The organism is Phyllobacterium trifolii (assembly GCF_014192095.1).
GTDB classification, from domain to species: Bacteria; Pseudomonadota; Alphaproteobacteria; order Rhizobiales; family Rhizobiaceae; genus Phyllobacterium; species Phyllobacterium trifolii.
The window spans coordinates 19,248-45,461 of sequence record NZ_JACHXN010000010.1 but is presented as its reverse complement, the minus strand read 5'-3'; the positions used below and the strand labels follow the sequence as shown (position 1 = coordinate 45,461).

The 26,214-nt window shown below is 55.8% G+C and carries 22 protein-coding genes; 9 read left to right on the top strand and 13 right to left on the bottom strand.

Translation table 11 applies throughout. The features are described from left to right. Positions 1–10: 10 nt before the first annotated feature. The 12 genes from hemP to FHS21_RS15945 all read right to left on the bottom strand — a co-directional run bounded on the left by hemP (position 11) and on the right by FHS21_RS15945 (position 15,824). Positions 11–220 (bottom strand): hemin uptake protein HemP, encoded by a 210-nt coding sequence (hemP, locus tag FHS21_RS16000; RefSeq protein ID WP_112531533.1) that lies wholly within the window; start codon positions 218–220, stop codon positions 11–13. Between the two features lie 300 nt (positions 221–520). Further along, positions 521–1,468 (bottom strand): substrate-binding domain-containing protein, encoded by a 948-nt coding sequence (locus FHS21_RS15995; protein WP_112531534.1) that lies wholly within the window; start codon positions 1,466–1,468, stop codon positions 521–523. Positions 1,469–1,582: 114 nt separating this feature from the next. Next, complete coding sequence (locus tag FHS21_RS15990; protein WP_112531535.1) at positions 1,583–2,593, bottom strand: ABC transporter permease; 1,011 nt, start codon at positions 2,591–2,593, stop codon at positions 1,583–1,585. Next, positions 2,590–4,137, bottom strand: a complete 1,548-nt coding sequence (locus FHS21_RS15985; protein WP_183662879.1) for a sugar ABC transporter ATP-binding protein — start codon at positions 4,135–4,137, stop codon at positions 2,590–2,592. The genes FHS21_RS15990 and FHS21_RS15985 overlap by 4 nt, the downstream gene beginning before the upstream one ends. Continuing rightward, entirely contained in the window at positions 4,137–5,309 is a 1,173-nt protein-coding gene (locus tag FHS21_RS15980) for a Gfo/Idh/MocA family protein (RefSeq protein ID WP_183662876.1), read from the bottom strand. Before FHS21_RS15980 ends, FHS21_RS15985 begins: the two co-directional genes overlap by 1 nt. 11 nt (positions 5,310–5,320) lie before the next feature. Next, positions 5,321–6,376, bottom strand: coding sequence for a sugar phosphate isomerase/epimerase family protein (locus FHS21_RS15975; protein ID WP_112531538.1), 1,056 nt, complete (start codon positions 6,374–6,376; stop codon positions 5,321–5,323). Positions 6,377–6,403: 27 nt separating this feature from the next. Continuing rightward, complete coding sequence (locus FHS21_RS15970) at positions 6,404–7,420, bottom strand: LacI family DNA-binding transcriptional regulator (RefSeq protein ID WP_112531539.1); 1,017 nt, start codon at positions 7,418–7,420, stop codon at positions 6,404–6,406. Positions 7,421–8,366: 946 nt separating this feature from the next. Further along, on the bottom strand, positions 8,367–10,343 hold the full coding sequence (locus FHS21_RS15965; protein WP_183662874.1) for a hypothetical protein: 1,977 nt from the start codon (positions 10,341–10,343) through the stop codon (positions 8,367–8,369). Positions 10,344–10,350: 7 nt separating this feature from the next. Continuing rightward, complete coding sequence (locus FHS21_RS15960) at positions 10,351–12,303, bottom strand: coiled-coil domain-containing protein (protein ID WP_183662872.1); 1,953 nt, start codon at positions 12,301–12,303, stop codon at positions 10,351–10,353. Beyond that, the gene (locus FHS21_RS15955; protein ID WP_183662870.1) at positions 12,300–12,809 is read right to left on the bottom strand and encodes a hypothetical protein; all 510 of its coding nucleotides are present in this window, start codon (positions 12,807–12,809) and stop codon (positions 12,300–12,302) included. Before FHS21_RS15955 ends, FHS21_RS15960 begins: the two co-directional genes overlap by 4 nt. Positions 12,810–13,284: 475 nt before the next feature. Continuing rightward, positions 13,285–14,118 (bottom strand): hypothetical protein, encoded by an 834-nt coding sequence (locus FHS21_RS15950; protein WP_183662868.1) that lies wholly within the window; start codon positions 14,116–14,118, stop codon positions 13,285–13,287. Beyond that, positions 14,118–15,824 carry an ATP-binding protein gene (locus tag FHS21_RS15945; protein ID WP_183662867.1) on the bottom strand — a complete coding sequence of 569 codons (1,707 nt, stop codon included), beginning with the start codon at positions 15,822–15,824 and terminating at the stop codon, positions 14,118–14,120. The genes FHS21_RS15950 and FHS21_RS15945 overlap by 1 nt, the downstream gene beginning before the upstream one ends. A 722-nt stretch (positions 15,825–16,546) precedes the next feature. Here FHS21_RS15945 and FHS21_RS15940 point away from each other — a divergent pair. The 3 genes from FHS21_RS15940 to FHS21_RS15930 all read left to right on the top strand — a co-directional run bounded on the left by FHS21_RS15940 (position 16,547) and on the right by FHS21_RS15930 (position 18,156). Continuing rightward, positions 16,547–17,059, top strand: coding sequence for a YoaK family protein (locus FHS21_RS15940; protein WP_183662865.1), 513 nt, complete (start codon positions 16,547–16,549; stop codon positions 17,057–17,059). Next, positions 16,977–17,228 carry a DUF1275 family protein gene (locus FHS21_RS31550; protein WP_376772124.1) on the top strand — a complete coding sequence of 84 codons (252 nt, stop codon included), beginning with the start codon at positions 16,977–16,979 and terminating at the stop codon, positions 17,226–17,228. Before FHS21_RS15940 ends, FHS21_RS31550 begins: the two co-directional genes overlap by 83 nt. A gap of 160 nt (positions 17,229–17,388) precedes the next feature. Continuing rightward, entirely contained in the window at positions 17,389–18,156 is a 768-nt protein-coding gene (locus tag FHS21_RS15930) for a metallophosphoesterase (protein ID WP_183662858.1), read from the top strand. A gap of 320 nt (positions 18,157–18,476) precedes the next feature. On the opposite strand, the gene FHS21_RS15925 is transcribed toward FHS21_RS15930, so the two are convergent. Further along, positions 18,477–19,280 (bottom strand): DeoR/GlpR family DNA-binding transcription regulator, encoded by an 804-nt coding sequence (locus FHS21_RS15925; RefSeq protein WP_183662855.1) that lies wholly within the window; start codon positions 19,278–19,280, stop codon positions 18,477–18,479. 198 nt (positions 19,281–19,478) lie between these two features. On the opposite strand from FHS21_RS15925, the gene pdxA reads away from it, so the two are divergent. The 6 genes from pdxA to FHS21_RS15895 all read left to right on the top strand — a co-directional run bounded on the left by pdxA (position 19,479) and on the right by FHS21_RS15895 (position 26,184). Further along, positions 19,479–20,573, top strand: coding sequence for a 4-hydroxythreonine-4-phosphate dehydrogenase PdxA (gene pdxA, locus FHS21_RS15920; RefSeq protein WP_281386103.1), 1,095 nt, complete (start codon positions 19,479–19,481; stop codon positions 20,571–20,573). Positions 20,574–20,704: 131 nt separating this feature from the next. Beyond that, positions 20,705–22,225 (top strand): ABC transporter substrate-binding protein, encoded by a 1,521-nt coding sequence (locus FHS21_RS15915; RefSeq protein WP_183662852.1) that lies wholly within the window; start codon positions 20,705–20,707, stop codon positions 22,223–22,225. 94 nt (positions 22,226–22,319) lie between these two features. Then, on the top strand, positions 22,320–23,327 hold the full coding sequence (locus FHS21_RS15910; RefSeq protein WP_183662848.1) for an ABC transporter ATP-binding protein: 1,008 nt from the start codon (positions 22,320–22,322) through the stop codon (positions 23,325–23,327). After that, positions 23,324–24,307: an ABC transporter ATP-binding protein gene (locus tag FHS21_RS15905; RefSeq protein WP_183662845.1), complete on the top strand. Its 984-nt coding sequence runs from the start codon at positions 23,324–23,326 to the stop codon at positions 24,305–24,307. Before FHS21_RS15910 ends, FHS21_RS15905 begins: the two co-directional genes overlap by 4 nt. 49 nt (positions 24,308–24,356) lie before the next feature. Beyond that, positions 24,357–25,298 (top strand): ABC transporter permease, encoded by a 942-nt coding sequence (locus tag FHS21_RS15900; protein WP_183662832.1) that lies wholly within the window; start codon positions 24,357–24,359, stop codon positions 25,296–25,298. A 7-nt stretch (positions 25,299–25,305) separates the two neighbouring features. After that, entirely contained in the window at positions 25,306–26,184 is an 879-nt protein-coding gene (locus tag FHS21_RS15895; RefSeq protein WP_210283539.1) for an ABC transporter permease, read from the top strand. The last annotated feature ends 30 nt before the right edge of the window (positions 26,185–26,214 follow it).

The window sequence follows — 26,214 nt, the reverse complement described above, 5'->3', positions numbered from 1 at the left end:
TTGATGGGAATTATTTATTCAGGATCAGTTTGCCCTGCCGGGTGATTTTGAGTCGGTAGAGAGAGCCAGCGTGTTCAATGCCAACTTCGTTGGTACCGTCGAAAAGGATGTCGCTGCCGTAGACGCGGATGTCCTTTTGTATCGGCGCGGAAAAATTGGCGCGCACCGGCGTAGTGTTGGGGAGACGCACCTGCATATCGATGATCTGACGTGGGGACATGGCAGTGGGCCTTTTCTGTTCCTTTTGTCCGGAACAACGCTGCCCGCATCATCCCGCTTATTTAAACTTGACTATCTTATTCATCTTTATTACTCAACCTAAACAAGAGTCAATGACTCACATTAAAAATGGGCTACCAATTTGCAGCAAGCATTGGCCATAACATGACCGCTGTTACAGCCATATTCCTGCTTGCCGCAACAGGGTGGCGTCGGGGTTAGAGTCCCCCGGCGCCAACCCTGACCAAACAAAAAGGGCCCGTACGGGCCCTTTCTTTTTCAATGGGATAAGCGTCTCAGATCAGAAGGGCGAATCCGGGAAGTAGAATTCCTTGGCGTTGTCCTTGGTGACCAGTGTGGCGTCGAGGATGTACTTGCCGCGCACAGGAACCTGGTCGTAGAAGTTTGCAACCGTTAATTCCATTGCCGTCGCAATCATTGAAGGCGGATAGAGCACGTTGATCGGTGTCATTGCATCGCCATCGGCAACGCGCTTGATCATGTCCTTCATGCCGGCACCGCCGATGACCATCTTGATGTCAGTGCGCTTGGCCTGGCTGATGGCCTCGAGTACGCCGACAGCCATATCGTCATCCTGGCACCATACGGCGTCGATCTTCGGGAACTTGGTCAGGTAGTCCTGCATGATCTTGAAGGCATCATCGCGTGACCAGTTACCGAATTGCTTGTCGAGAACCTTGATACCGCTGCCGGCGATTGCATCGTCAAAACCCTTCTGGCGCTCTTCGTCGATGACGATCGGCAGACCACGGATAACGGCGACGTCACCGGTCTTCAGCGTGTCCTTGAGGTACTCGCCAGCGACGCGGCCGAGCTCCGGGTTGTTACCGGCAACGTAAAGGTCCTGGATCGTCGGATCGGACAGAGCACGGTCGACCACGGTGACGAATACGCCCTTTTCCTTGACCTGACGCAGCGGATCGGTCAGCTCGTCAGAATTGTGCGGCAGGGTAACAAGGGCGTCGATGCCCTGTGTCGTCAGATCTTCGAGTGCATTTGCCTGCGATGCACCATCCGGCGAAGTCTTGATGGTGATCTTGAGGCCCGGATGAGCAGCTTCAAGCAGCTTGGCAGCCCGTTCGGCGTGGTAGACAACGCCGCCTGTCCAGCCGTGATCTGCCGCGGGAATAGACACGGCGATGTTGACCTCTTTTTTGTCCTGAGCGTAGGCGAAGGTCATGGTCGAAGCGAGCGCCGCCCCGGCAAGACCGATCAAAAGTTTACGCATTTGGTTTCTCCCAATTTAGCTCGGGCCTTGATTGCGGCTCGGTGGGTGGCCCTTTTCCCCCCGTTCCCTTAGAAGGAGCAGGCCTCCCGCCCCCTTATGCGTATAGTCTGCCGACTATTTTTTCTTTTGCAGGGTGCGCTGCACCAGCATGGCGATAATGATGATCGTGCCTTGTACCGCGCCGATCAGATATTCACTGACGATATTCGACAGCACCATGATGTTGCCGACGATCTCCAGCATGAAGGCACCGCAGATCGTCCCCCAGATACGGCCGACACCCCCGCGCAGTGCAGTGCCGCCGATGACCACAGCGGTGATCGCCTGGAGTTCCCATAGCATACCTGTTGTCGTGGTCGCGGCGCCGAGCCGCGGGACGTAAACGACGACAGCGATGGCGACGCAGATGCCTTGAATGATGTAGGTCATGGCGCGGACGCGATTGACGTGGATCCCAGAATATTTTGCCACGTCCTCGTTTGAACCGACGGCGATCACATGCCGTCCGAACGACGTCTTGTAGAGGATGAACGCGCCAAGCAGGCCGGCTGCGATGATGACCCATACCGGTATCGGCAGGCCGAGAAACACCCCGGTATAGACCGGGCGGAACATATTGCGCATCGCGATGGATTTCATTGCGATCGAACCGCCATCCGCCAGCCAGACCGTAACCGACCGGAAGATCGCCATGGTGCCAAGCGTGACAATGAAAGGTTCGATCTTGCCGATGGTAATGACCGCACCGTTGAGCAACCCCGCAAGAGCGCCGACACCGATCGCAACGACGATGCCCGTTGCCAGCATGGCCATGTCGCCATCGATTGCTCCCGAATTCAGGAACAGGATCATGATGCCGGCGACAAGCGCGGCCATGGAACCAACCGACAGATCGAGACCGCCGGCGGAAATGACGAATGTCGCCCCAATCGCAATGATGGCAATGAAGGATGACCGGGTCAGAACGTTGAGCAGGTTGTCGATCGACAGGAAATTTGGATTGACGAGCGCGCCGAGAACGAACAAGGCGGCGAGCGCCAGGAATGGCGCAACGGCCGTCTTGTCGAGATCCGCCAGCTTGCGGCCGAAACCGCGTGTGTCGGTGATTGTTTTCGTGTCGGTCATGCGTTCCCCGCCGAGTAAAGCTCTGCTTCGTTGATTTTGACGCCAGTGGCGTAGACGACGATTTCGTCTTCGGTCATTGCCTCGCCGGTAACCTCGCCGACAATGCGTGACGAACGCATGACGAGGATACGGTGGCATATGCCGATGAGTTCCTGCATTTCCGAGGAGATCACGATGACCGATTTGCCAGTTTTGGCGAGATCGGAAATGAATTTATAGATCTGTTCCTTGGTGCCGATATCGATGCCGCGTGTCGGCTCGTCGATGATGACGATGCTGGGCTCAAGCAGCATCATCTTGGCCAAAAGCAGCTTCTGCTGGTTGCCGCCGGACAGCTGTCCGGCGAGAAGGTCGCGGCGACGCGCACGGATATCGAAGTCGGTAATCGCCTTGTCGAGGCTGTTATCCTCACGCTTGCGCTCTATAAGCGGACCCTTGGTGAACTTCTCCAGCGTTGCCAGCGTGAGGTTCGTGCGCAGATCCTGGGCGAGGAGCAACCCTTTGCCCTTGCGATCTTCGCTCAGGTAAACGATGCCCGCAGCCATACTGTCGCGCACCGTCTTGAACTTGACCGGATTGCCGTTGAGCTTGACCTCGCCATGGCCGGTGCGTAACCCGACGATGCCTTCGAGAAGCTCGGTCCTGCCAGCGCCGATCAGCCCGGCAAAGCCCAAAATCTCGCCTTTGCGCAAGGTGAACGATGCATCGCGTGCATATCCCGGAACATCGAAGTTCTGGACCTCCAGCACGTTCTGATGGCTCGCCGTATCTCCGCGCTCCGGATAGAGCTTCGACATATCGCGCCCGACCATCAGCCGCGCCATATCGACCGGCTGCAATTCCGAGGCTTCGCGTGTGGCGATGAGTTTGCCGTCGCGCAGCACCGTTATACGGTCGGCGATGGCGCCTACCTCCGGCAGGCGATGTGAGATGTAAAGGATGGCCACGCCCCTGTCCCGAAGATCGCGGATGACCTTCAGCAGCGCTTCCGTTTCGAACGGTGTCAGCGACGCCGTAGGCTCATCGAAGATTACGACGCGATGCGGCACCTGAAGTGCGCGGGCGATCTGGACCAGTTGGCGCCGGGCGATGGAAAGCCGCGAAATCTGCGTCGTCGGATCGATATCGGCTCCGAGACTTTGCACAGCTTCGGCGGACTGGCGGTTCATCTCGCGGTCATTGACCATAAGTCCGCGTTTCAACTCGCGTCCCATGAAGATGTTTTGCGCGACCGTCAGGTCCGGTGCCAGCAATATTTCCTGATGCACCAGCACCAGACCACGATGTTCCGCGTCGACGGGTCCGGCGAAACTTACCGCTTCCCCGTCCATCGCGACGGTGCCGCGCGTCGGCTTCAGGTGTCCGCTCATAAGCTTCATCAGCGTCGACTTGCCGGCACCGTTTTCACCGATGATGGCATGCACTTCGCCGGGCATGACGCGCAAGCTGATATCCGTCAGCACTTCGACCGGGCCGAACGCTTTGGCAATGCCTCGTGCTTCGAGCACCGGCACTGTCGCAGCCTTGGTTGGGTTTTCGCTCATCACACCTTCGTCCAAACGCCGCCCGCCTTGGACGACTTCACCGCAGCCTCGATGAATTCCATCCCTGCAAGCCCATCGTCCACAGTCGGAAAAATCACGTCCTTAGGCTGCTTTTTCCCACTCCGCGCAGCGATGATCGCCTGCGCGGCCTCCGAGTAAATGTTGGCGAAGCCTTCGAGATAGCCTTCTGGATGACCGGACGGTACGCGGGTCAAGCGCGCTGCCTCCGGCGATGCACCAGCACCTCCGCGCGTGAGCAATTGCTTCGGCTTGCCGAAGGGCGTGTACCAGAGATAGTTCGGGTCGGCCTGCGTCCATTCCAGCCCGCCCTTGGTGCCGTAGATGCGCAGCTTGAGGCCGTTCTCATTGCCAGGCGCTACCTGGCTCGCCCAGATCATGCCCTTGGCGCCGCCATCGAAGCGCATGAGAATTTGCACATCGTCGTCGAGCACCCTGCCCTCGCCAAAACTGGTGAGCTCAGCGCAGAGCTGCTTGAGCTTGAGGCCCGAAGCGAAGCAGGCAAGATTATAGGCGTGCGTGCCGATATCGCCGATGGCACCGCCCGCACCCGAGCGCTTCGGATCGATGCGCCATTCGGCCTGCTTGTTGCCAGTGGCTTCGGTTTTCTCCGTCATCCAGTCTTGCGGATATTCGGCTTGCACAACCCGAATATCGCCGAGCACGCCCTTTGCCACCATGGCGCGCGCCTGTCGCATCATCGGATAGCCGGTGTAATTATGCGTGACGACGAAGAGCTTGCCGGTCTTGTTGACCAGCGACACGAGTTCCTTGGCCTCCTTGACCGTGGTAGTCAGCGGCTTGTCGCAGATGACGTGGATACCCGCTTTCAGGAATGCCTTTGCCGCCGGGGCGTGCATGTGGTTCGGCGTGACAATGGAAACCGCTTCGATGCCGTCGGGACGCTTGGCCTCGGTCTTGGCCATCTCCTCGAACGAGGCATAGGCGCGGTCTTCGGCGATGCCGATTTCCTTCGCGGAAGCTTTGGCGCGCGCCGGATCGGAAGAGAGAGCGCCTGCAACGAGCTCATACTGATCGTCCATGCGCAGCGCAATACGGTGGACTGCCCCGATAAACGCGCCCTGCCCGCCACCAACCATACCGATACGGATGCGGCGGCTTGCGGATTTCTCCTTGGATGCTCCAATAGCCATTATTCGATCCTCTATTTCAGGCCAAGAATACGGCGATTGGCCGCGTCATCGGTACCAGAACCGGCAAAATCATCGAAAGCGCGCTCGGTGACGCGGATCAGGTGCGCGTCGATGAACTGCGCACCTTCGCGTGCGCCGTCCTCCGGGTGCTTCAAGGCGCATTCCCATTCAAGCACTGCCCAACCATCGAAATCATGGGCGGTCAGCTTGGAGAAGACCGCACCGAAATCAACCTGTCCGTCGCCGAGCGAGCGGAAACGGCCTGCACGATCGACCCACGACTGGTAGCCGCCATAAACGCCCTGGCGTCCGGTCGGATTGAACTCGGCGTCCTTAACGTGGAAGGCTTTGATCTTCTCGTGGTAGATGTCGATATAGTCGAGGTAGTCGAGCTGCTGCAGGACAAAGTGAGACGGGTCGTAGAGGAGATTGGCGCGGGAATGATTTTTCACCCGCTCCAGGAACATCTCGTAGGTTATTCCGTCGTGCAGGTCTTCTCCGGGATGGATCTCATAGGCAGCGTCGACACCCTGCTCGTCGAAATAATTCAGGATCGGTGTCCAGCGTTTCGCCAGTTCATCGAATGCCGCTTCAACGAGACCGGCCGGACGCTGCGGAAACGGATAGAGGAACGGCCAGGCGAGCGCGCCGGAGAAGGTCGGTATGGCCTTCAGGCCGAGGTGTTTTGAAGCGCGCGCCGCCCGCTTGAGCTGATCCACTGCCCACTCTTGCCTCGCCTTCGGATTGCCATGCACTTCCGGTGCGGCAAAGCCATCCATCAACTCGTCATAGACAGGATGAACCGCCACGAGCTGGCCCTGAAGGTGGGTCGCGAGCTCTGTGATGGTCAGGCCATGCGAAGCGGCGACACCGGCGATCTCGTCGCAATAGTCCTTCGAATCCGAAGCCTTCTTCAGATCGATGAGGCGCCCATCCCAAGCCGGTATCTGGATACCCTTGTAGCCCAGCCCTGCTACCCATCCGCACATGGCATCAAGCGAATTGAACGGCGCTGCATCGCCCGCGAACTGCGCTAAGAAAATGGCCGGTCCCTTGATCGTCTTCATGTCAATCCTCCAATTCCAGATTTGCCGTCAAGGCATGTTGTCCCTGAGAAATATGTCGATGCGAATATGTTCCTGACCTGGAACGATCGGGCGTCCCTCACGTAATGCGGTCAGGATACGGGCAGCGCTGCGCGCCATATGACCTGCATCCTGATTGATGAGCGCGTCTACTGTGCCGCGCACAAGATGGCGGCGCGTCGAGGGCGTCAATTCGTGGGCGACGAAGATCACGTCGGAAATGTGGTTTGTCGCTTCGAGCGCAGCGATAACGCCTGCTTGCCCGCCGCCGGCATTGTAGATGGCCACAAGGTCCGGATGATCCCGCAAGAGCGAGCGGGTGACGGCCTCAACGCGTGCGTTCTCGTCGCGAGCCTCGCGCACAGGAAGCACTTCGAGATTTGGATATTCGCGCGAGATGATCTGTTCGAAACCGAATTGGCGCTCGACGTGATCGCGCAATGCCAGCGACCCGGCGATCATGCCGACCTTGCCCTTGCGCGGCCCGACGAAGCGGCCGATCAGCGAGGCGGCTGTCCGTCCGGCGGCAAAGTTGTCGATTCCGACATAATGCGCCCGCCGTGAATTCGGCACGTCCGACACGAGAGTAAGCACGACCACACCGGCGTCTGCCAAGGCGTTGATCGCCTCGGTGACGGCGGGATGATCGAGCGCAACGACGGCCACACCGTCGATGCCGGACGGGAGCCTTTCGAGGGCCGCCGCAAGTGCCTCGCCGTCGAATGTATCGACATGCTGGATCGACAAGCGGACACGCTCCTGCAATTGCCGCTCGCGTGTGGCACGAAACTCGGCGCCAAGGGCCATCATGAATTCATTTTCGCCGGTGGGCAGGATGATGCGGAAATCATAGTCGCGTCCGCGAGCGAGCCGGGACGCGTGTGGATCGGGTAGAAAGCCAAGCTGTTTGATGGCCGCATTGACGCGTTCGATGGTGCGCGCGTGCACACCAATCCTTCCGTTCACGACACGATCGACCGTTGCTAAACTGACACCGGCTTCTCGGGCGACGTCTTCGAGCGTCATCTTCCCCACGAGAATTCTCCTCCGCCTAAAGTCTTAGAACAGCGAAATGAGGTGTGCAACTCTTTTTGAGTGGTTTTGATGGGAAAAATTGGCGGTCCGACTAAAAGCCAAGTATCAAACGACACATAGTATGGTCGAATTTCACCCAGAGAGTGCCTCAAACGACAAAACAGCGCGCCGTACCGTAATGAGCTGATAAACTGTAGTGACGAATAAGATTTCTTGCATCGATGGTCATGGGCACGGCTGCCATTCAAGACTAGCGCAAAGTTGAGTGACTTTGCCGCTCGGAGCGCTCATTGCTGTGCAGATCCGGCCACCATATTCTGCAGTAAATTACACCCAATTTTCATTTTGGGTGTAATTTACTGCAGAGCTTTTTTAGAAAACTGTGTCTGCCGGCAAATTAGCGATCGAGGATTGCACTGGCGAACGAAGCCGGACAAGGATCGTCGTTGTGGTAAAAATTTTCCTGGGGAGAACTTGAAACGGACTTTTGCGCTCAAGGCGGCGACCACGGCATTTTTGAAATGGACGACGGTCAGATCATCCGCAAAACATGACGAGGGGTGATATGGCAATCAATGGCGGGAGCCCACACTACCTGAAATACCAGCCAATGCCCATGAGCACTGCAACGCCTATCAGGAACAGTCCCCCGTAAGTCATGTAGGAGCGGTCGCTTGGTGGTCGTCGTCGTGCTTTTCAAAAATGATCCGACATGACAATTCTCCCTGCAGCGTCTGGCCAGATACTCATACTCTGCTATTTACCTACGGCTTACAAGAGATGGATCCGCCGTTGTGCCAAAACTAGAGCAGACCCGGCACCAGTTTCTCCTTTTCCCATTCAACATGTATTCAATCTATCTGGTCAGCCACTTCGGTGTAACAAGTTCGGAATCCCATTCGATTATTTTGGTGGCGTATCCGATTTTTATCGTCGATCATTTCTCGTCCGGCACCAACGTTGATGGTTGTGAAGGCTTGCGGAGCTTCTTGGCTTTTGCGGAAGCAGCACTAGGACTGATCAGGTTGCCAGGAACGTTGATAATGAGAATGCCCCGCGTTATACCATCTCCGAGCACATCGCCGACATAGGGGTGAACGAGCGTTTCCATCGCGGGAGCAATTCTTTCGCCAGTCGACAGATCGAGAACCATCATCGTACCGAGCTTCAAGTTGGTATTCTGGTAAGCCGCAGTCTGCTCGCCATAGTTAGCAAGCAACGCCTGGAATGATGCATCCTTCAGTTCCCGCTTAACTTCGGTTATTAGGCTATAACGTCCGTGCTGGTGCAAAATGTCCGTCCGCCCTCCTCCGATGCCGCGGACCTCATCAGACGTGCCGAAGGCGGCTTGCTTCAATGTGCGAAGCAGATCCTGTTGCAGGGTCGCCTCAAGCGGTGCCTTGGTTGCATGTTTGTGAAACAGGTAAGCGCCAGAAGGGTCTTGGGATGGCGTCGTATTCAACCTATACTCTAGGAACAGCAGCATTCGTAAAGCCAGAGCAAGGAAGAATCCTTTTGCTTCCGGAAGGTGGTAATCGGGAACAGATTCGAATGTTTCATCAATTCGCTCAAGCGTGGCTGCTATCACCGGCGAGAGCTTTGCCGCCTCCATAAGGTAAGATGCGGACAGAGCGGTCTCGAGCGACGCGATGCCCGGCAACCCTGATGAACGAACCCGATGTATTGCAGCGGCGATTGTCGGGGAGCCAAGCGCCGCATCAATGGGGTTTGCTGGCGGACTATGCGTGAGGCCATCGACAAGATGCCTGATGTCGGAAAGATCTTCGGTCGATGATGGTCCAAACTGGTCTAACCACGTCTTGACGATTTCTAGCTGATGGTTAGACCGGAAAAAGCTGGCTTCAACCCGCGGGCTTATGATGACTGGGATTCCGGTGCCAGGTTTACCGGAAATCACGGTCCGGTTTGCTGAATAGACTCCGAGAAGCTCTTCCTCGACTATCCGCGCTCCATCCAGCCAGACCGGTTTGTTCAGCGAGGTAGCCAAGGCCGCTAGCCGCCTTCCCATCGAGGCGAATACTGCGGTCTGCATCGCCCTCGCCCCGTCAAGGCTGCTGTAGCCCGACCGATACTGATAGGTGGAAAATCCATGCACCGCATTGTTGAGTTCTGCAACATCGTCGGTCATTTGCCGCGCGTCGGCTCCAGAGTAGAACTTTAGCAGCAAGCCGATCGCCATCGAGAAAACACGCGCATCAAAACGAGTTTCGCGTGCGCGCCACGATCCCTCGAAACAGTCCTTCGCCGCATCAAGAAGGCTGGAAACAGCCGATATCTCGCTTGCATCAACCGCTTGAGAGAAACGGATCATGCCGATCTCGAAGAGTACCTGGTCCTGTGCGTCTTCGCTCGCCCGGGCTTCCTCAAGAAACGCGACAACTTCACTACGACCGGATCTGGCGTGAAGCAGGCCACCAATCCGAGCCGCGTGAGCGATGTAGTCAGCATCGTCGCGGGTGTCGGTGTCGGCGATCTCGGCTTCCAACCGCAGAAGCTTCCGGTCGTCTCCGGACGCCGCAAAGAATGCGCCGCGCAGAGCGGCGCTTCGGATTGATGCGCTGAGGTCCTTCCGGGTAGCGATCGACAACCAGTGATAAAAAAGCCTTCTGGCAGGTTGCGGGTTGAAAGGAAAAAACGGCGCTATCGAATCGATTACTTCCCGCATCACGATATCGTCTGATGTCCGGATCGCAATTTCGGCAGAAAAATCTTCCAGCAGCGGGGGATCGGTCTCGAATTCTGAAAGAGCCGCTTTCAGGAATTCATCTTGAAGTCCCGACTGAACGATCTCATCCACATTATCCACAATGGCCTGCAAACCGCCGAAATCGCTGGCGGCGGGGGTTTTCCCGCTTTCTAAAATCTCCAACATTAAGCTTGTTAGCGATGTCATTTCCTATTCACCAAAGATAGTCGTCACCGACAGCTTCTATCCGCCTTGCTTTGGGTACGTGAGAAAGGATGACCGGTCCCGAAACTGCTGACAAGATGATCTGTACCGTTTTCAGTTCTTCCGAAAGCGTAGAAATTCCCGACACGAGGTTTTCATAGTCCACGCTGACCATCGCGTTATCTCCCGGCGAATCTATGAGAAGCAAGCCGGGGTGCCGTCCCACACCTTCATCTTCGCTCACCTTGAGCATTGCGAGCGTTGCCGCAACCTTCAAACGGGCCTTTTCGCCATCGGTACATTTGCTGAAGAAAGTGGGTTGACCGTTCTTTATAAGCTTCATGCGGACTCCGCCGTCGATGGACACCGATTGAAGATTCTCGATTCCGAATGTAACCGCGTATTCCTTGGTCAGATCCGACACCCTCTTCAGGACGCGGCCTTGCTCAACTTCATACATTTCTTTCGTGATGACCTCTGCGGCCGCCAGAACTTTGGAATCACCGTCCTCTGCTTCTGTCTCCGCCTGATTTAGGTTTCGCAGTTCTGCTATCTGCGCATCAAGTATTTGAATCCTGACCGTATTTTCCTCAACGGTCGTCATGTCTGCTATTTCAGCCTCAGCGGTTGCGCACTGTTCTGACGCTTTGGCGCGGGCCAATCTCGCTTCATTGATCTGACTGGTTATTAATCTGACGCGAGTTGTTTGTGCGTCCAATTGCTCCTTGGCCTCATTCTCCGCCAGCAGGAGTGTGCGTTCCGTATCCTCTTCATCGTCACCTTTTCGATCAGGAGTCTTGCACACAACGCATGTGTGATCCCTCAGGTGGCTTTCAGCGGCCTCCTCGGTAATCACCTCATCGCAGCTCGGGCAGCATACTGGCCGTATCGCCCGGAACACATATCCCGCGGCCGCGGACTCCTTTGCTGCCTGCGACGATCGTCTGGCTTCGGCATAGGCCATTTTGGCAGACTCAAAATCATCCTCCGCGACTTGCTTCTTGGCCACGAACGCGCGCAGGTCGGCGTCAGCGTTCACAAAGCGTTGGCTTGCCTCGGCCAATTTCAGGCGGGCCGTATTAGGAGAGACGTCCGCAAACTTTGCCTGCAAGTCTGCGCGCTGTGCGGCTAGAGACGCGATGCGGCCTTCGGTGGTCGCACGGATCCCCGAAGATACAAGATGCGATTGGGCTGCCTTCACCCTGAACCGGGATTGCGCCGCCTTTATCTCGTTCGTGGTATTCACCCAAGGGAAGCCAAGATACATCTGCATCATCCGGGCCGACATTGCTCCAGGCATCTGAACACCGAACAACGCCGACGGACGAGGCTCCACCCACATGGCTGTAAAAAGCCAAACCCATCCATGCGGCTGATCTATGCCTTTGCCATCTTTCTCGATGTGGTTCTCGATTTTTTGGAGACCAAGCTCCTCCATGAAGAAATCCGACATCGCGGCCTCAAACTCGACGTGGTTGCTGAATGAAGCCAGCTGGAATTCATTTCCACGGGCGTGCTTAAGCAACTCGCCCGTCCCTTCTGAAGCATTGGAGAGACGTACTTCGAATTCCCGGTCATCGAGCGTAAAACGCAGCGTCACTGCCGTGAACCACGAAGTCATGACATCGGCAATGTATTGACGACCGGTCAGGCACCATCGGATGATATTGAGAATGGAGGTTTTCCCGCGGAAGTTGCGTTGGCTTGTAACTGCCCACAGGCCGGGTCCCATCGGTTTCGGACCGAAATCTATGTCACTCGGCGGCGTTGCCCCCAGCTTTTTGCCCGTGAAAGACAGAGACGTTACCATCAGCCGTTGCGGCACCGCGGCCGTTACCTTCGGTCGGATGCCATGTTTCTCAAGTACCGAGGCGACGAGCTCCTCGCTGTACCCGGACTTTTTTGAAATCGCTGCAATCCAGACCTGTCTGCCCTTGGCGTCAGGCATAACTTTCGCGCTCATCGTGTGTTCCCCATTCTATCAAGGCGCATTTTCACGCGCTGGGCTATGGTCGGGATCGTGTCGCCGACTTGGGCATCGTGGTATTCTTTCTGCTCGTGTTGCCTGTCTTTGAGCGCCTTGCCACCACGGTTGTCAGCAATTCTCAGTACCAGTGCGATCCGCTCGCGATACCAGTTCATCAACGGAAAGTTTTCCACCACGGCCGCACAGGTTTCGAACGCCTTCTCACTGAGGAGGAAGTCGCGGACGTTGGTGCCTCGCGAGGTCTTGCGAGTCCGGGGCAGCACGAGCCCGCGGGATTTCAAAATTGCCAGCGATGTGTCGAGAGGCTCGTAAGCCCCGTAGTATTTGCGCATCATCGGCATCCTCCGGACGTCTGGCTCGTCCGCGGCGAAAATTTCGCGGGCTGCCACAAGCATCTCTGGATCACTGCTCTGCTCGAACTGGGACAGGATTTCATCGGCAAGATAGTCAGGATAACGCACCCAAAAATCGAGCGCCTGCAACCGCATTTCACCCTTGAACGTGTAAGGGAAATCAGGCACCTGGGGGGGTGTCGCCCTAGTGCATCCTCCCACAAGTATAAACAGCTGTCTTATAGCGTCTCGCCGATAGTCTTTTTCCACGTCTCCCATACCCTCACCCTTGCTCAGCCAAGTAGCTCTCCGTCCAAGTCACCCGCCATTCCATGGGACCTGCGGAGGCAGCTCAACTATCGTCAGCTCTTTTGTTGTGCGTTTCCGATCCGCCGGCTCGCTGATTGAGCCTTTCTTGTCGCCCTGTGCTTGTTTCGTCTTGGATCGCATTTCGCGCAACAACATTCAATGGCAACCACGAGTTGTATGATCGGCGAACTGCCGCATTCCGGAATTCCCGTCCGATGCATCAGCCGCAACCGGCGGATTAGTTTTTCGAAATCACAACGTTCAAAAGGATGCGGTTCGAAAAGTGCACTCGAAGCAATGGCCACGAAAAAATGCGCTACGGGAGTGTCGGCAATGGTTCTGTCTCGAGGTAGTTGAGCATGGCCGCATTCGAGAGGACCGCGGCGTAAAAGACATGCTCCCATGAGTTCGCGCTTGGGTCTTCAGAGTTAACACGAAACATTTCCAATGTATCAGCAACGTTCAGCCCCGAATTACGCATTATTTGGACCAGACGGATTAGCCGCCTATGCTGCTCCCGAAAAAAATGGCCATATCGCTGATCAATGGCCAGTTCACGGACGTGACTTTCAACCAAGGCTAACTGTTCCGCTGGAAGTTCAGGGTCGGGGATCAGATTGAATGTCGGCGTGTCAAAGGGTGGATCAATAAGAAGCTTGATTACCTGTTCGGCGACGAACACATCGAAATACGGATGAATGAAAAACCGGGGGTTGGCGGCATCGCCGGTCTTCTCCAGCTTTTTGCCCTGGCACGCGTCACACATGGGGAACAAGTTGTGGGGAGTGATGCAGAAGTGTGGGTAGATGCCCTTCGGCAAATAGTGGTCAAGGGTGTTTGGCGCACCCGCTTCGCCACATGCCGGACAAAGGTTCAAGCCATGATCGCGCAACTGGTCGAGCACCAAACCGTGTGCTGACGCTTTCTTTGGCGAGAGGTAAAGATTGAGAAACTTATTTTTCCGGTGGGCAACATCGGGCCATGGCTGTACGAACTGCGGCGAGCCGCCAGCCCCGATATATTCTTGAACCTTTGCCCGCCAATCGGCTCTTATGGAAGTAAAAAACGCGGCATTTACTCCGTTCTGACGTTCCGCGACAACGTCATCGACAAGTTGCAGACTGCAACTGTTCGGAACCGGCAGCCTCATTACCATTGGCCGCGCTCCATGGCCTTAATCTGTACAATTAATTCTTCATTGAGTTCGTTTTGCATCGCTTCAATGAAGTCATCAGCCGTATCGAACTCGTTCAACTGCGCCCTGATCCAGGCTTCGAAAGGTTTGGACACAGCTTTGTCCCCGAACACGTATGACGAAATACGCTGAAAATCGCCGCCAAACGTTTGGAACGGCGGATGCTTGAGGACCAATCCTTCTTCCGTTTGCTCAAATACATGCACGCAGTCGGCAGGAACCTCCCGAACCGTCACCACCGAATGAGTCGCCAGCAACGCCTTGGAGTTGAACCGCTTCAAGATCGTCTTGAGCATATTGACGAATTGAATCTCCAGCGTGGGATGTAGAAACAGTTCAGGTTCATCAACGAGGATCAGGCTATTTCGCCGGATCGCCCCAAGGATATTGATTACGATGTAGGCGAACAATCGTTGTCCGGAACTCAATTCAATTGCCCTGCCATCACGAAAGAAGATGACACCAGATTCGGATCGGAGATTTTCTGTGATCTGATCGGAGTTAAGCTCTTGGATCCGATCAGACGAGATGGGAATGTATCGCCGTTTTTCACTATCGGTGACGTCCAATCCAAGGGGCTCGATGAAGGTGGTGTCGTCGTAGTATTTCTCGACCTTGCCATCCGACGCAACTTCCACCGCGGCATAGTCAAATTCGATCGCAGTCGCTAACACGCTCTCTACTGTTTTAACTTTCTGGGCCCAGTCGCGGATAGAATGAAAACGCTTGTCATCGGTAAGACAGTCTACGAGTGCTTGGGCGGCATTCCGTTTTGGGAATTGGTGCGAAAGCTTGATGCTGCCAAGCTTTTTATCATCGGAAACAACGGACCTGCCTCGGAAGCCAAAATAGCGGTACGCATGAGTATCCTGGAGCTTCCTCCTTAGCAGATCGACCGGAAACCGCTCGAATGGACTATACGAAACGACGACGATTTGACTTAAATTTGGCTTCTCAACAAAACCGCGCACTTTTGTTCTTCCCGGTGAAATCCAGTCCCGCACCATTTGATGAAGGACTCGTGATTTTCCTGAACCATTGGGCCCGATAAGAACGTTGATGTCGTGTGGCAAGCGGCTTTCGGACTGGTACTTCAACTCCAACGTTGAGATATCGCCGAAAACGTCCTCGAACTTAAACCCGAGATCGAGCACGGCGATCGCTTGACGTTCGAAAATCCGCCACGCGTCGAGATAAGCTTTGACGCTACCGCGCTCTCGCTGAAGTGACTTCTTGAAACCTTCGGTCTCGACCAACGCTCTGGCTGCTTCGTCATCTGAGACACGCACCAAATAGCTTGCATCGTGCAATAACTGTGCGACCGCGATAGCCGCATCGGTACCGAGCAAGCCTTCAATTTGTTCGTAAAAGGTGATGTCGGACGGTGTAGAAATATAGTTTACGCCCGGGATTGGAAATTCGCCATTCCAACCGCCTTCAAGGAGCTGATCCAAACGCCTGCTGGAGTTATAGACGTTGTCGATCAGAAGCCGAACCAGCTCTAACTCGACAATCTCACCTTTAAGGCGGCACACAACTGGGAAGCTCGTCTTATAGCCAAAATCGTCCCAGTTGTTCGATAGCAGTTCGATTACGTCGCTGTCCGACTTGGGCGGCAAATTATTGCGTTGAAAGGGACGGCCACGATAGATGACTTTCATTTAGTCTCCGTGCGATTCGAAGTCCTGGTATGGTACGTGGATCAGGAGCGTCTCGAAAGATGGCTCCGATGGATGAGATTATACTTGGCGATTAGGAAGCTGATCTAACAACAGGGAGTTTAGAAACCCTCAACTCTTTACAGCTGAAGTGCCGCTTTCAAAGTCGTCAAAATCTTTGAAAAGTTATCTGGTTAGCCAGCACGATGGAAGCACATACGTGGTCTGGCTCTGGAACCTCTTATAGAGCTTAGACTTGATTCAAGGATAACAAGGCGAGTTGCGATCATAATACCCGAAAATGACCGGCGCATTTGATCGCCCGCTTGGTCTCAGTGTCGCTTTGGTTGCTAGTATTGGAGCAAGGCGACTCACGTTCTGTAGTAAATCGCACCCGTTTTCCATTCTGGGTGCGATTTACTACAGCGCTATGGCGGAGGTAGCGCGGCACCTGTTTGGTTTGCTGCCGCTGAAAGTTCGGTTAGGTTGTAACAGCTAAGATATTAGCTGATTTTCGTTGCTCATGCTCAAATGGCTCATATGTTAGCTGTTTGCCGATAAGAACTGTCTGACGCCCTCATCGAAAGAAGCCGTCGCGGCTTGTTCTTAAATGGCGAGCCGAAGGCTTTCTCGTGCGCAAAACCATTCTCCAAGTTGACAGGATCAACTAAATTTAGATTTCGTCCTCTTCATGCTAGTCCTCCCTATTCGCTTCAAGGTTCCGAATGCTTATTCAAGAAGGTGCAAGTCGCACAACCCGTATCGATCTAATGCTGGCAGCAATACTCTCGTTTGTTGCCGGCACCGTGAACAGCGCCGGCTATTTTGCGTTTGGTTACTTTTCGGCGAACATGACAGGCAATGTATCGTTGATCTCCGATCATATATCGCTCGGACAGTTTCTTGTCGCCGCGGCCTTCGCATCCATAGTAGTGCTGTTCATTCTCGGAGCATCCCTGTTTATCCAGCTGGGCAAACGTAACAACTGGCGAAGAGTTTATGCTCTCACACTGTTTGCAGAGGCCTGTTTGCTCTTGATCGTCGGCGCACTGGATATTCATGGGTCCGGCCCGTTGATAGGAACCATGATCGTCGGCATCTTGAGTTTCACTATGGGAATTCAAAACGCCGCTTCAACGCGCATCTCCACCGGCCGTGTCAGAACCCACACACATCTCTGGAGTGGCAACAGATATCGGCGTAGGACTGGCGATCTTGTGGCGTTCACCCAGCGCTGAAAACAGCGATGCGACGATCCAGCGGTTGGAATTGCATTCCGCGACAATCCTTTCGTTCTTGCTCGGCGGGATCATTGGCGTCTTTTTTTACAGGGTGACGCAAGGCGCAATTTTTTGGGCGGCTTCAGTTCCGTTGTTTTTACAATGTGCAAGATATCTCAGGAAGTGATCGACGCCGAGGGCAGCTGCCGCCAGCAATCCACACCTTCTATCGCGGTGCTACCAGCGTCCGACAATAAGCTCATTTGGACGACCAGGATGTGGGTACGTAAATTTTACGAAACTGAGCTACGTACTTTCGACAAGAAAATATCCCACGAAAGAATTCTATGCTCCCCGACATCTGCACCTACACCATCGGCGACGTCCACGGACGCGCCGATCTATTGAAGGCGATGCTTACCGCCATCGACGTCGATGCCGAACAAAACGATTGGACGCCCCGCATTATCTTCCTCGGCGATATCATCGATCACGGTCCCAATAGCCGCAGCGCGATGGACCTCGTCTGCCGAACACTCAAGAATACGCCAGATTCGCGCCTCATCCTCGGGAACCACGATAATTTTCTGCTTGAATTCATGACCGGTGAAACAATGGATGCCGCCAGATTCGGCCGTTGGCTTGACCGGGTTGGGGGTTACGAAACCTTCTTATCGTACGGACTGGAAGGATTCCGGTCGTTGGATGACATCGCTGCGTACTTTCGCGAGGAGTATGCTGACCATCTCGAAGTGCTACAAAATGCCGACAGGATGATCGTCGATCGGAAGTTTGCCTTCGTGCATGCGGGCATCGATCCGGATCTGCCATTGGATCAACAAAGCGAACGGGATTTAATGTGGATACGGGACAAATTTCTGGACTTCGACGGTCCCCTCCCTCACTTATTTGTCCATGGCCATACGCCGTCTCCAGATTATGTGCCGGTGGTAAAATCAAACCGTATAGGCATCGACACATGGGCATTTCGCTCAAATATCCTTACGTCCTTGGCTGTCTCACCGTCTCAGACCGAGCTATCTTTCATTGTTGTTGATGGATCGACGGGTGAAGAGCTCGCTATCAGGAAAATTCCCGTTCCGTCCAGTGGTTGACTCCAAGCTTTCAAATGACTGGGTATCGCTCTGTTTGGGCTGAGGTAAATTCCGCGCTGCCGCACTGGTGAGTGCAGGGCGTTCTGCCGCTTGGACGATCGCATCGCTGGGTGCACGTTATGCCCATCTCCGGGCACAAGTGATTGGATTTCGAGCAACAATTAATTCAATAAGCGCTCGTTTTAAATTGGGTCAGGACGAAAGTGAAAGGGACTTTGATAAAATTGTGGGCGGCGTAGACATTCACTTGGCCAGTTGGATGAAACGGTTCCGCACGGATCACTAGTTCATGGCATCGTCAGCAACCTCCGCCCACTCGCTCAATTAGTTGCACGGCGGTCGGGTCGAGACTCTACCACCACGATCTGCAACTTCACGCCATGGTCCGCGATCATTTGCAAATCGGCGTCTGATATTTTGGAATCGGTCACGATCTCGCTCACCGTACTTAGCGAGCAAATCTGGCAGAACGCAGGGGACTGGAACTTACCAGAATCAGCCAAAAGCACGACGCGTTCCGCCGCAGAGATCATTAGTCGCTTCTGCGCCGCCAAGTCGAGGGAAGTTTCGCTGAGACTCCCTTCGGAAATCGCATGCGTTCCTAGCAGGAGCACGTCGGCGCGGATCGTTCGCCAGAATTCAGGCCCCGGTTCCCCCTTCAAGGTCAACGAGCCTGGGCGCAACGTGCCACCCGGTATGATCACGGTAACCGAATTAGAGCTTCCAAGAACCTCGCCAATCCCGAGATCATTGGTCAATGCCGTGATTGGGAGGCCGCTGCTGACGACCAAATTTGCTACTTCGCGCACGGTCGTACTGGAGTCGAAGATTACGCTCTGACCGGATCTGAGCATACCTATCGCGTACTTCGCGATCGCCTTCTTCTCCTCGCGGGCGAGCCCTGCTGCAACTGCGGTCGTTGGTTCGTAGGTTGATCTGCGCGTGCTCTGGACTAGGGCGCCGCCGCGTGTGCGTTCCAGCAAACCTTCTGCTTCCAGTTCCTCGAGATCCCTTCGCACCGTCGAACTCGATACCGCGATAGCTTCCACTAGTTCTTGTATGGATATAGTTCCGCGGCGCTGAACCTGCTCTAGGACCATTGCGCGGCGCTGTGCGGGAATCAAATTATTAATCTCCTCTACCCTTTCGGCTTTGCGCCCGGAATCTACAACCTAACTGCACTAACTACCGCTGTCGACCGACGAGGTATTGGAGGCAGCCTCGTACTGTCAAGGACACAACTGCGCGCAAGTGAAAAATTTTGGTATCTATTGACATGTTTTGAAAGGTATTGCACCATTCTCGTTAGTGGAGGACTTAGCTTGCGTATTGCAATTACAATGGGCGATCCTGCCGGCATTGGGCCGGAAATTGCGTTGGGCGCTGCTATTGAGCTTTTGCCTCAAGTTGAGGCAGGCGACTTACGGCTGGTGATTATCGGTAGTCACCAAGCCCATTTGCGTGCCGTAGATATCCTTGGCGTTGGTGATACTGCTAAGCTGGTGGACAGAAGCTCACCCATAGCAAGTTGGCCTGATATAGCCTTTCTCCCGGTACGTGCCGAACGAGACCCGATCGTGTTCGGCCAGGTCTCGGCTGAGGCGGGGCGCTTCGCCTATGAGGCGGTTGCGCTGGCCGTCGAACTGGCGCTAGCCGGCAAAGTGGCTGCCCTATGTACGGCCCCGCTGAACAAGGAGGCGCTCAATCTGGGGGGACATGCATTTGCTGGGCACACTGACATGCTTGCGCAGCTTACCGGCGCATCGGATTCCGTGATGATGCTGGCGCATGGCGCTATGCGCGTCAGTCACGTGACGACCCATGTCGCGTTGAAAGATGTGCCCAAATTTATCACAGCGGCGCGCATAGGCCGTGTGGTACGGTTGACTGTTGAGACGCTTAAAAAACTCGGTATCGAAAAGCCGCGCATCGCGGTGGCGGCCCTCAATCCGCACGCTGGCGAAGGCGGCTTGTTTGGTCGCGAGGACTTCGAGGTGACTGAACCACTCCTAAGCACGATGCGGGCGGAAGGATTCGACGTCGTCGGCCCCGTGCCGGGCGACACAGTCTTCGTAAAATTGCGAGCCGGGCAGTATGACGCAGTCGTTGCCCAATATCATGACCAAGGCCATATACCGGTCAAGCTGCTCGGCTTTACGATCGACAGCGCGACTGGAGAGTGGACATCCCTGAATGGCGTTAATATTACGCTTGGCCTGCCGATCGTGCGGACGTCGGTCGATCACGGCACCGCTTTCGATATCGCCGGGAAAGGCGTGGCGCGGGCCTCGAGCCTGATCGAAGCGATCAACCTTGCCGCAAGCCTTGTCATGTCTCGCGACGCGCTCAAGTCCGGTCACAGGCCCGGGCTGCCTCAATCCGCACCTAGAAGCACTAGACTGCCGGAGGGCCGATAACGTCGCGCTGACGCGACGGCTGAGAATAAGAGAAAAAGGGCTCAAGGCGCCCAAACCATCGAGTGGAGGAGAACACTATGGAGATGACTGGAAGATACCTTCGGAAGGGATTGCTAAGAGCAACACTTTCTATGTTAGGCCTGATCACCATGCTCGCGCCTGGCATCCGCATAGCCCAGGCGGATGAGCCGATTCGAGGGGGCGTGGTTACCGGCCTATGGGTCGCTGAGCCCGCAAGCCTAGATCCGCTTTACACGAATTCGCCTGGCGGTGACAGTTCGACCTATAATCTGTTCGCCGAGCGCCTGGTCAACATTATGCCCTCTGGCGAGGTCGTCCCCAGGCTGGCGACCGAATGGAAGTGGAGTGATGACCGGCGGAGCCTGACTTTCAAGCTTCGTCAGGACGTCACATTCTCCGATGGAACCCCCTTTGACGCCGGTGCCGTAAAATTCAATATTGAGCGCGCTCGAGACCCAAACTTGACGACCGCGTCCAAGCAATATCTGACCAATCTCGACAAAGTGAACGTGGTCGACCCTCACACAGTGGAATTCACCTTCAAGGAGCCCTCTGTGGCAATGATGGCGGTCTTCGCGTCCGAGCCCGGCGTCATGTTGTCGCCAACGGCAATAAAAAAGGAAGGCGAAAATTTCGCCCGCAAGCCCGTCGGCACCGGCCCGTTCAAAGTCGTATCATGGACATCCGGCAAGGTTGAAACCACGCGCAATGAGAATTACTGGGCCCATGACACTACCGGCAAGCAGTTGCCTTATTTGGACGGCGTTACCATGCGCTACGTCCCAAGTGCAGCTGTACGTATCGTTGAACTTCAGTCCGGCGCAGCGCACTTGGGCGATGCCATCTTGGAAAAGGACTTCGAAAAGATCGCGAACGATCCCGAATTGAAGCTCGTTGATACTCATCTGGCAATGGACCATTTCGCCAGCTTCAACAACTCCGCTCCGCCATTCGACAACACAGAACTGCGCAAGGCTGTCTCACTTGGCATCGATCGTGCGGCGCTCGCCAAGGCAATTTCCGGTAAGTACGGCGTCCCTCTCGCGGGCATTCTTCCGCCGACGTCCTGGACCAACGATCCGAACCTCAAGCCTGTCGCCTATGATCCCGCAGGCTCGCAAAAGGCTCTCCAGGCTTCCGGATTCGAGGGCACTCTCCACATGGCAATGATCCAGCGCGACCCCGACACTCAGATTGCGCAAATTATCCAGGCCATGTTGAGACAGGTCGGCATTAACCTGAAAATCGATATGATGGATCGCAGCGCCTGGATGGACCTGACGTTGAAGGGACCGGCGCAGATCACTCTCGGACGCTCGACCTTGCCCGATGTGGATCCGGATATCACCATGACTTCTTATTATGGACGTGACGGATCCCGTAACTACATGCGTACCAACGATGCGAAGGTCGTGGCCCTCCTCGATGAGGCGCGTTTAAAGACTTCCCAGGAGGAGCGGCGCACCTTGTACAACGAGGCGCAGCAGATCCTGATGGACAACAACTATCAACTCTTCCTCTTTTCCCGCCCGGTGAAGTTCATCGCGCGAAAGGACCTACAGGGGCTGGAGCTTGAACTCGGTGGTGGCGCGTGGATGCTTGATAAAGCTTGGCTAAGTGCGGCCAATTAAGCTGTGGCCGGCGCCTTTTCAGGTAAGTCTCCGGGGTGGCGATACGCCATCCCTCGCCCTTCCCCGCCCATAGGCATATTTCCGGAGCAAGCGGATGACCTTTCAAACAGGCAACGTCCTCGAGGTTGAAAATCTAAGCGTTTACTTTGGCCGACTGCCGGGTAGCCTGCCTGTCGTTCGCGAGGTCAGCTTTACTGCTGTCGGAGGGCAGACGCTCGCCGTCGTTGGCGAGTCTGGGTCGGGGAAATCAGTGACTGGCCTTGCATTGCTTAGCCTGCTCAACAGGGGCCTTTCGAAAGTGACCGGCAGTGGTAACTTTTATCCTGGCTCAGGGCCACCTGTCGATCTTCTGCATCTGGACACCAGGAAAATGCGTGCGCTGCGCGGCGATAGGGTTGCAATGATCTTTCAGGAGCCGATGACGAGCCTTAATCCTTCGCTCACACTGGGTTACCAAGTCGGGGAAGCGCTGCGTATTCATCGCGGCGCCAGCCGCAGGCAAGCGCGAGCGGAGGCGATTGAGATGCTCGAGCGTGTCGGCATACCGGATGCGCCGCGCCGCGCCGATTCCTATCCGCACGAGATATCGGGTGGCATGCGTCAGCGCGTCATGATCGCAAGCGCAATGATATCCCGGCCCACCCTTTTGATCGCCGACGAACCCACGACCGCCCTTGATGTGACGATTCAGGCCCAAATTCTCGATGAGTTGAAGAAACTTCAAGAAGAAATGGGAATGTCAATGATCTTCATTACACATGATTTGGGTGTCGTTGCCGAGATCGCGCATGCTGTTTTGGTGATGTATGCAGGTCAAGTTGTCGAACAGGGACCAGTTCGACGCGTGCTGGAGCGGCCGCGACATCCGTACACGCGGGCATTGCTCGCGTCGGTCCCGAGGCTTGATAGGCCGAAAACTACACTTGCTGCGATTGCCGGACGAATCCCCGATCCACAGCAACCAATAGCGGGGTGCCGCTTCCATCCGCGTTGCCCGTATTGCGTGCGCGGGCTCTGCGATGTTCGTGAGCCTGAACTTGATGACATAGACGGGATTCAATCCGTCCGTTGCGTTCGGTGGCCCGAACTGGAGGCGGCATGACTGCCCTTCGGCCCCTTGTCCAAGTCGAGGGCCTCACCAAGACGTTCTTGTCGCGGGGAGCTGTCGGGGGGCGCGTTCAAACCACAAAAGCCGTTTCGAACGTTTCATTCGCGATTGGTCGAAGCGAGAACCTCGCGCTCGTGGGAGAAAGTGGATCCGGCAAGACCACAACTGGACGCCTGCTGCTGCGTCTTCTCGATGCCACTTCCGGCATGGTCCGCTTCGATGGGACCGACATCGCCGCGTTGAGCCGGTCGGCGTTGCGACCTTTCAGGCGACGCATGCAAATTGTGTTCCAGGATCCATATTCATCGTTGAACCCCTATCTGCGCGTGGGCGATGCCGTTGAGGAAGGGCTGATCATTCACGGCATTGGCAATGCGGGCCAGCGGCGAGACAGGGTAGCCGAGCTTTTCGAACTAGTCGGGCTGCGGGCGCATCAGGCGGAGCGATTTCCGCACGAATTTTCCGGCGGTCAGCGGCAGCGGATCGGTATTGCCCGCGCGCTCGCGGTCAACCCAGAATTCATCGTTGCGGACGAACCGGTGTCGGCCCTGGATGTTTCAGTTCAGGCACAGATCCTCAATCTTCTAGAGGAATTGCGCCGGAAATTGGGGCTGGCGATGCTGTTCATCGCCCATGATCTTGCCGTCGTGCGCTATGTAGCTACCCATGTCGGTGTTATGTATCTCGGCCATATCGTCGAAATGGCCACGGCCGATCGGCTATTCGAGGCAACACGTCACCCTTACACGGAAGCGCTGCTTTCGGCCGCGCCGCGACTGGAGTTAGGCCATGGTGCTGAGCGGATCGTGCTGTCAGGCGACATCCCAAGTCCGATCGATCCACCCTCCGGATGCCCATTCCGTACGAGATGCCGGCACGCCCGGACAGAATGCGCCGATGCGCCAATGACGCTCGAAGCGGTAGGTCCTGACCAGGTCACGGCCTGCATCCGGTATCGGGAGATCTATTCGTGAGCATAACCGCGCTATCCTTGAGACGACCATTCGATATAGGGAGGCGGACATGCTGACGTTTATCCTGCGCCGCTTGGCCTTCCTGGTGCCGATGCTTTTGGTTGTGACCTTTGTGATCTTCGCTCTCATCCTGCTGCTGCCTGGCGATCCGGTCTTCGCAATCCTGGGCGACGCCGCTACGCCGGCACAGATCGCCGAATTGCGACAGAAGCTGCATTTGGACCAGCCGATCATTGTGCAGTATCTGGTGTGGCTGAAAAGCGTGCTGACCGGCGATTTTGGCCGCTCGCTCCGCACAAGCGAACTGGTCTCGGACATGCTTCTTACGCGCATACCCGTGACAGTCGAACTCTCGCTGCTGTCGCTCGTCGTGTCCTGCGCAGTTGGCATCCCAGCGGGCGTGATTGCAGCGGTGCGCCGCAACCAGTGGCCCGACCTAGTCTTCAGCACCGCGAGCCTCGCTGGCATTGCAATGCCGTATTTCTGGACGGGCATTCTGCTGATGATGCTTTTTTCAGTTCATCTGCGCTGGCTTCCGCCGTCCGGCTACATTCCCCTCTTCCAGGACCCGTTGATGAGCCTGAAGCTGATGATCATGCCAGCGCTCACCGTAGGGCTACCGCTCTCTGCCGTGATCATGCGGCAGACGCGAAACTCAATGGTTCAGGTGCTTTCGCAGGATTATATCCGCACCGCCGAGGCAAGGGGCGTAAGTCCGATGGGGGTGTTGTTCCTCCATGCACTACGCAATGCGTTGATACCGGTAGTGACGGTAATCGGCCTGCAGATTGGCTCCCTGATCGGCGGATCCGTCGTCGCCGAAACGATGTTCTCATTGCCGGGGCTAGGACGAATGGTCATCGAGGGCATATTCCAACGTGACTTCGCACCGGTACAGGCGGCGATGCTCATTATCGTGATCGGGGTTCTCCTCGCCAATCTCTTGACCGACTTGAGCTACGCGGTCCTCGACAAGCGCGTAAAAATTTGAGGTTATTGTGACAAGTATCGTGCAAGAGACTTCCGCTCGCCGCCGCCCAATCAGCCAATTGGGCCTGGCCGCCCGCCGCTTCCGTCAGCACACGCTCGGTAAAATCGGACTTGCCATTATGTTGGTCGCAATCGCCGGCGCGGTGATGGCCCCCCTGGTTGCGCCTTATAATCCGGAAGCGATTGACTACGCGTCGATCCTTTCACCACCGTCGTCCACATATTTGCTGGGTACCGACGAAATCGGTCGTGACCTGCTGTCTCGGCTTCTTTACGGCGGTCAAGTGTCGCTAGCGATCGTTGCCGGCGCCATATCGATCGCCCTTGTCGCCGGCTCCGTTATCGGGTTGACAGCAGGCGTGCTGGGAGGTCGCATCGATGACGTCATTATGCGGGTGATGGACGGGTTGCTTGCCTTTCCCATGCTAATTTTCGCTCTTGCCATCGTGGCGGTGCTCGGACCGAACCTCGCCAACGCAATGATCGCCATTGGCGTGGTCAACACACCAGAATTCGCCAGGCTGGTGCGTGGCCAGACCTTGTCTATCCGGGAGCAGGAATTCGTGCAGGCCGCCACCGCGCTTGGCGCCTCCGTACCCCGGATCATGTTCAAACATATATGGCCCAGTCTCGCCGGCAATGTTGTCGTCTACGCGGCGCTGCGGGCGTGCTCGGCCCTTATCACTGAATCTTCTCTCGCCTTCTTGGGGCTTGGCGTGTCGCCGCCTACCCCGACCTGGGGGCAGATGCTTTCGACCGCACTTCAATATCCAGAAGCATGGTGGATCGGCGTCTTCCCCGGCCTTGCGATCTTCTTCACCGCCCTATCCTTCAATTTCGTCGGCGACGGCATCCGTGATGCCATGGACGCGAAAATCAACACCTAGCGTTAGCTCCTTCACCGGCGGCCCGTCCAG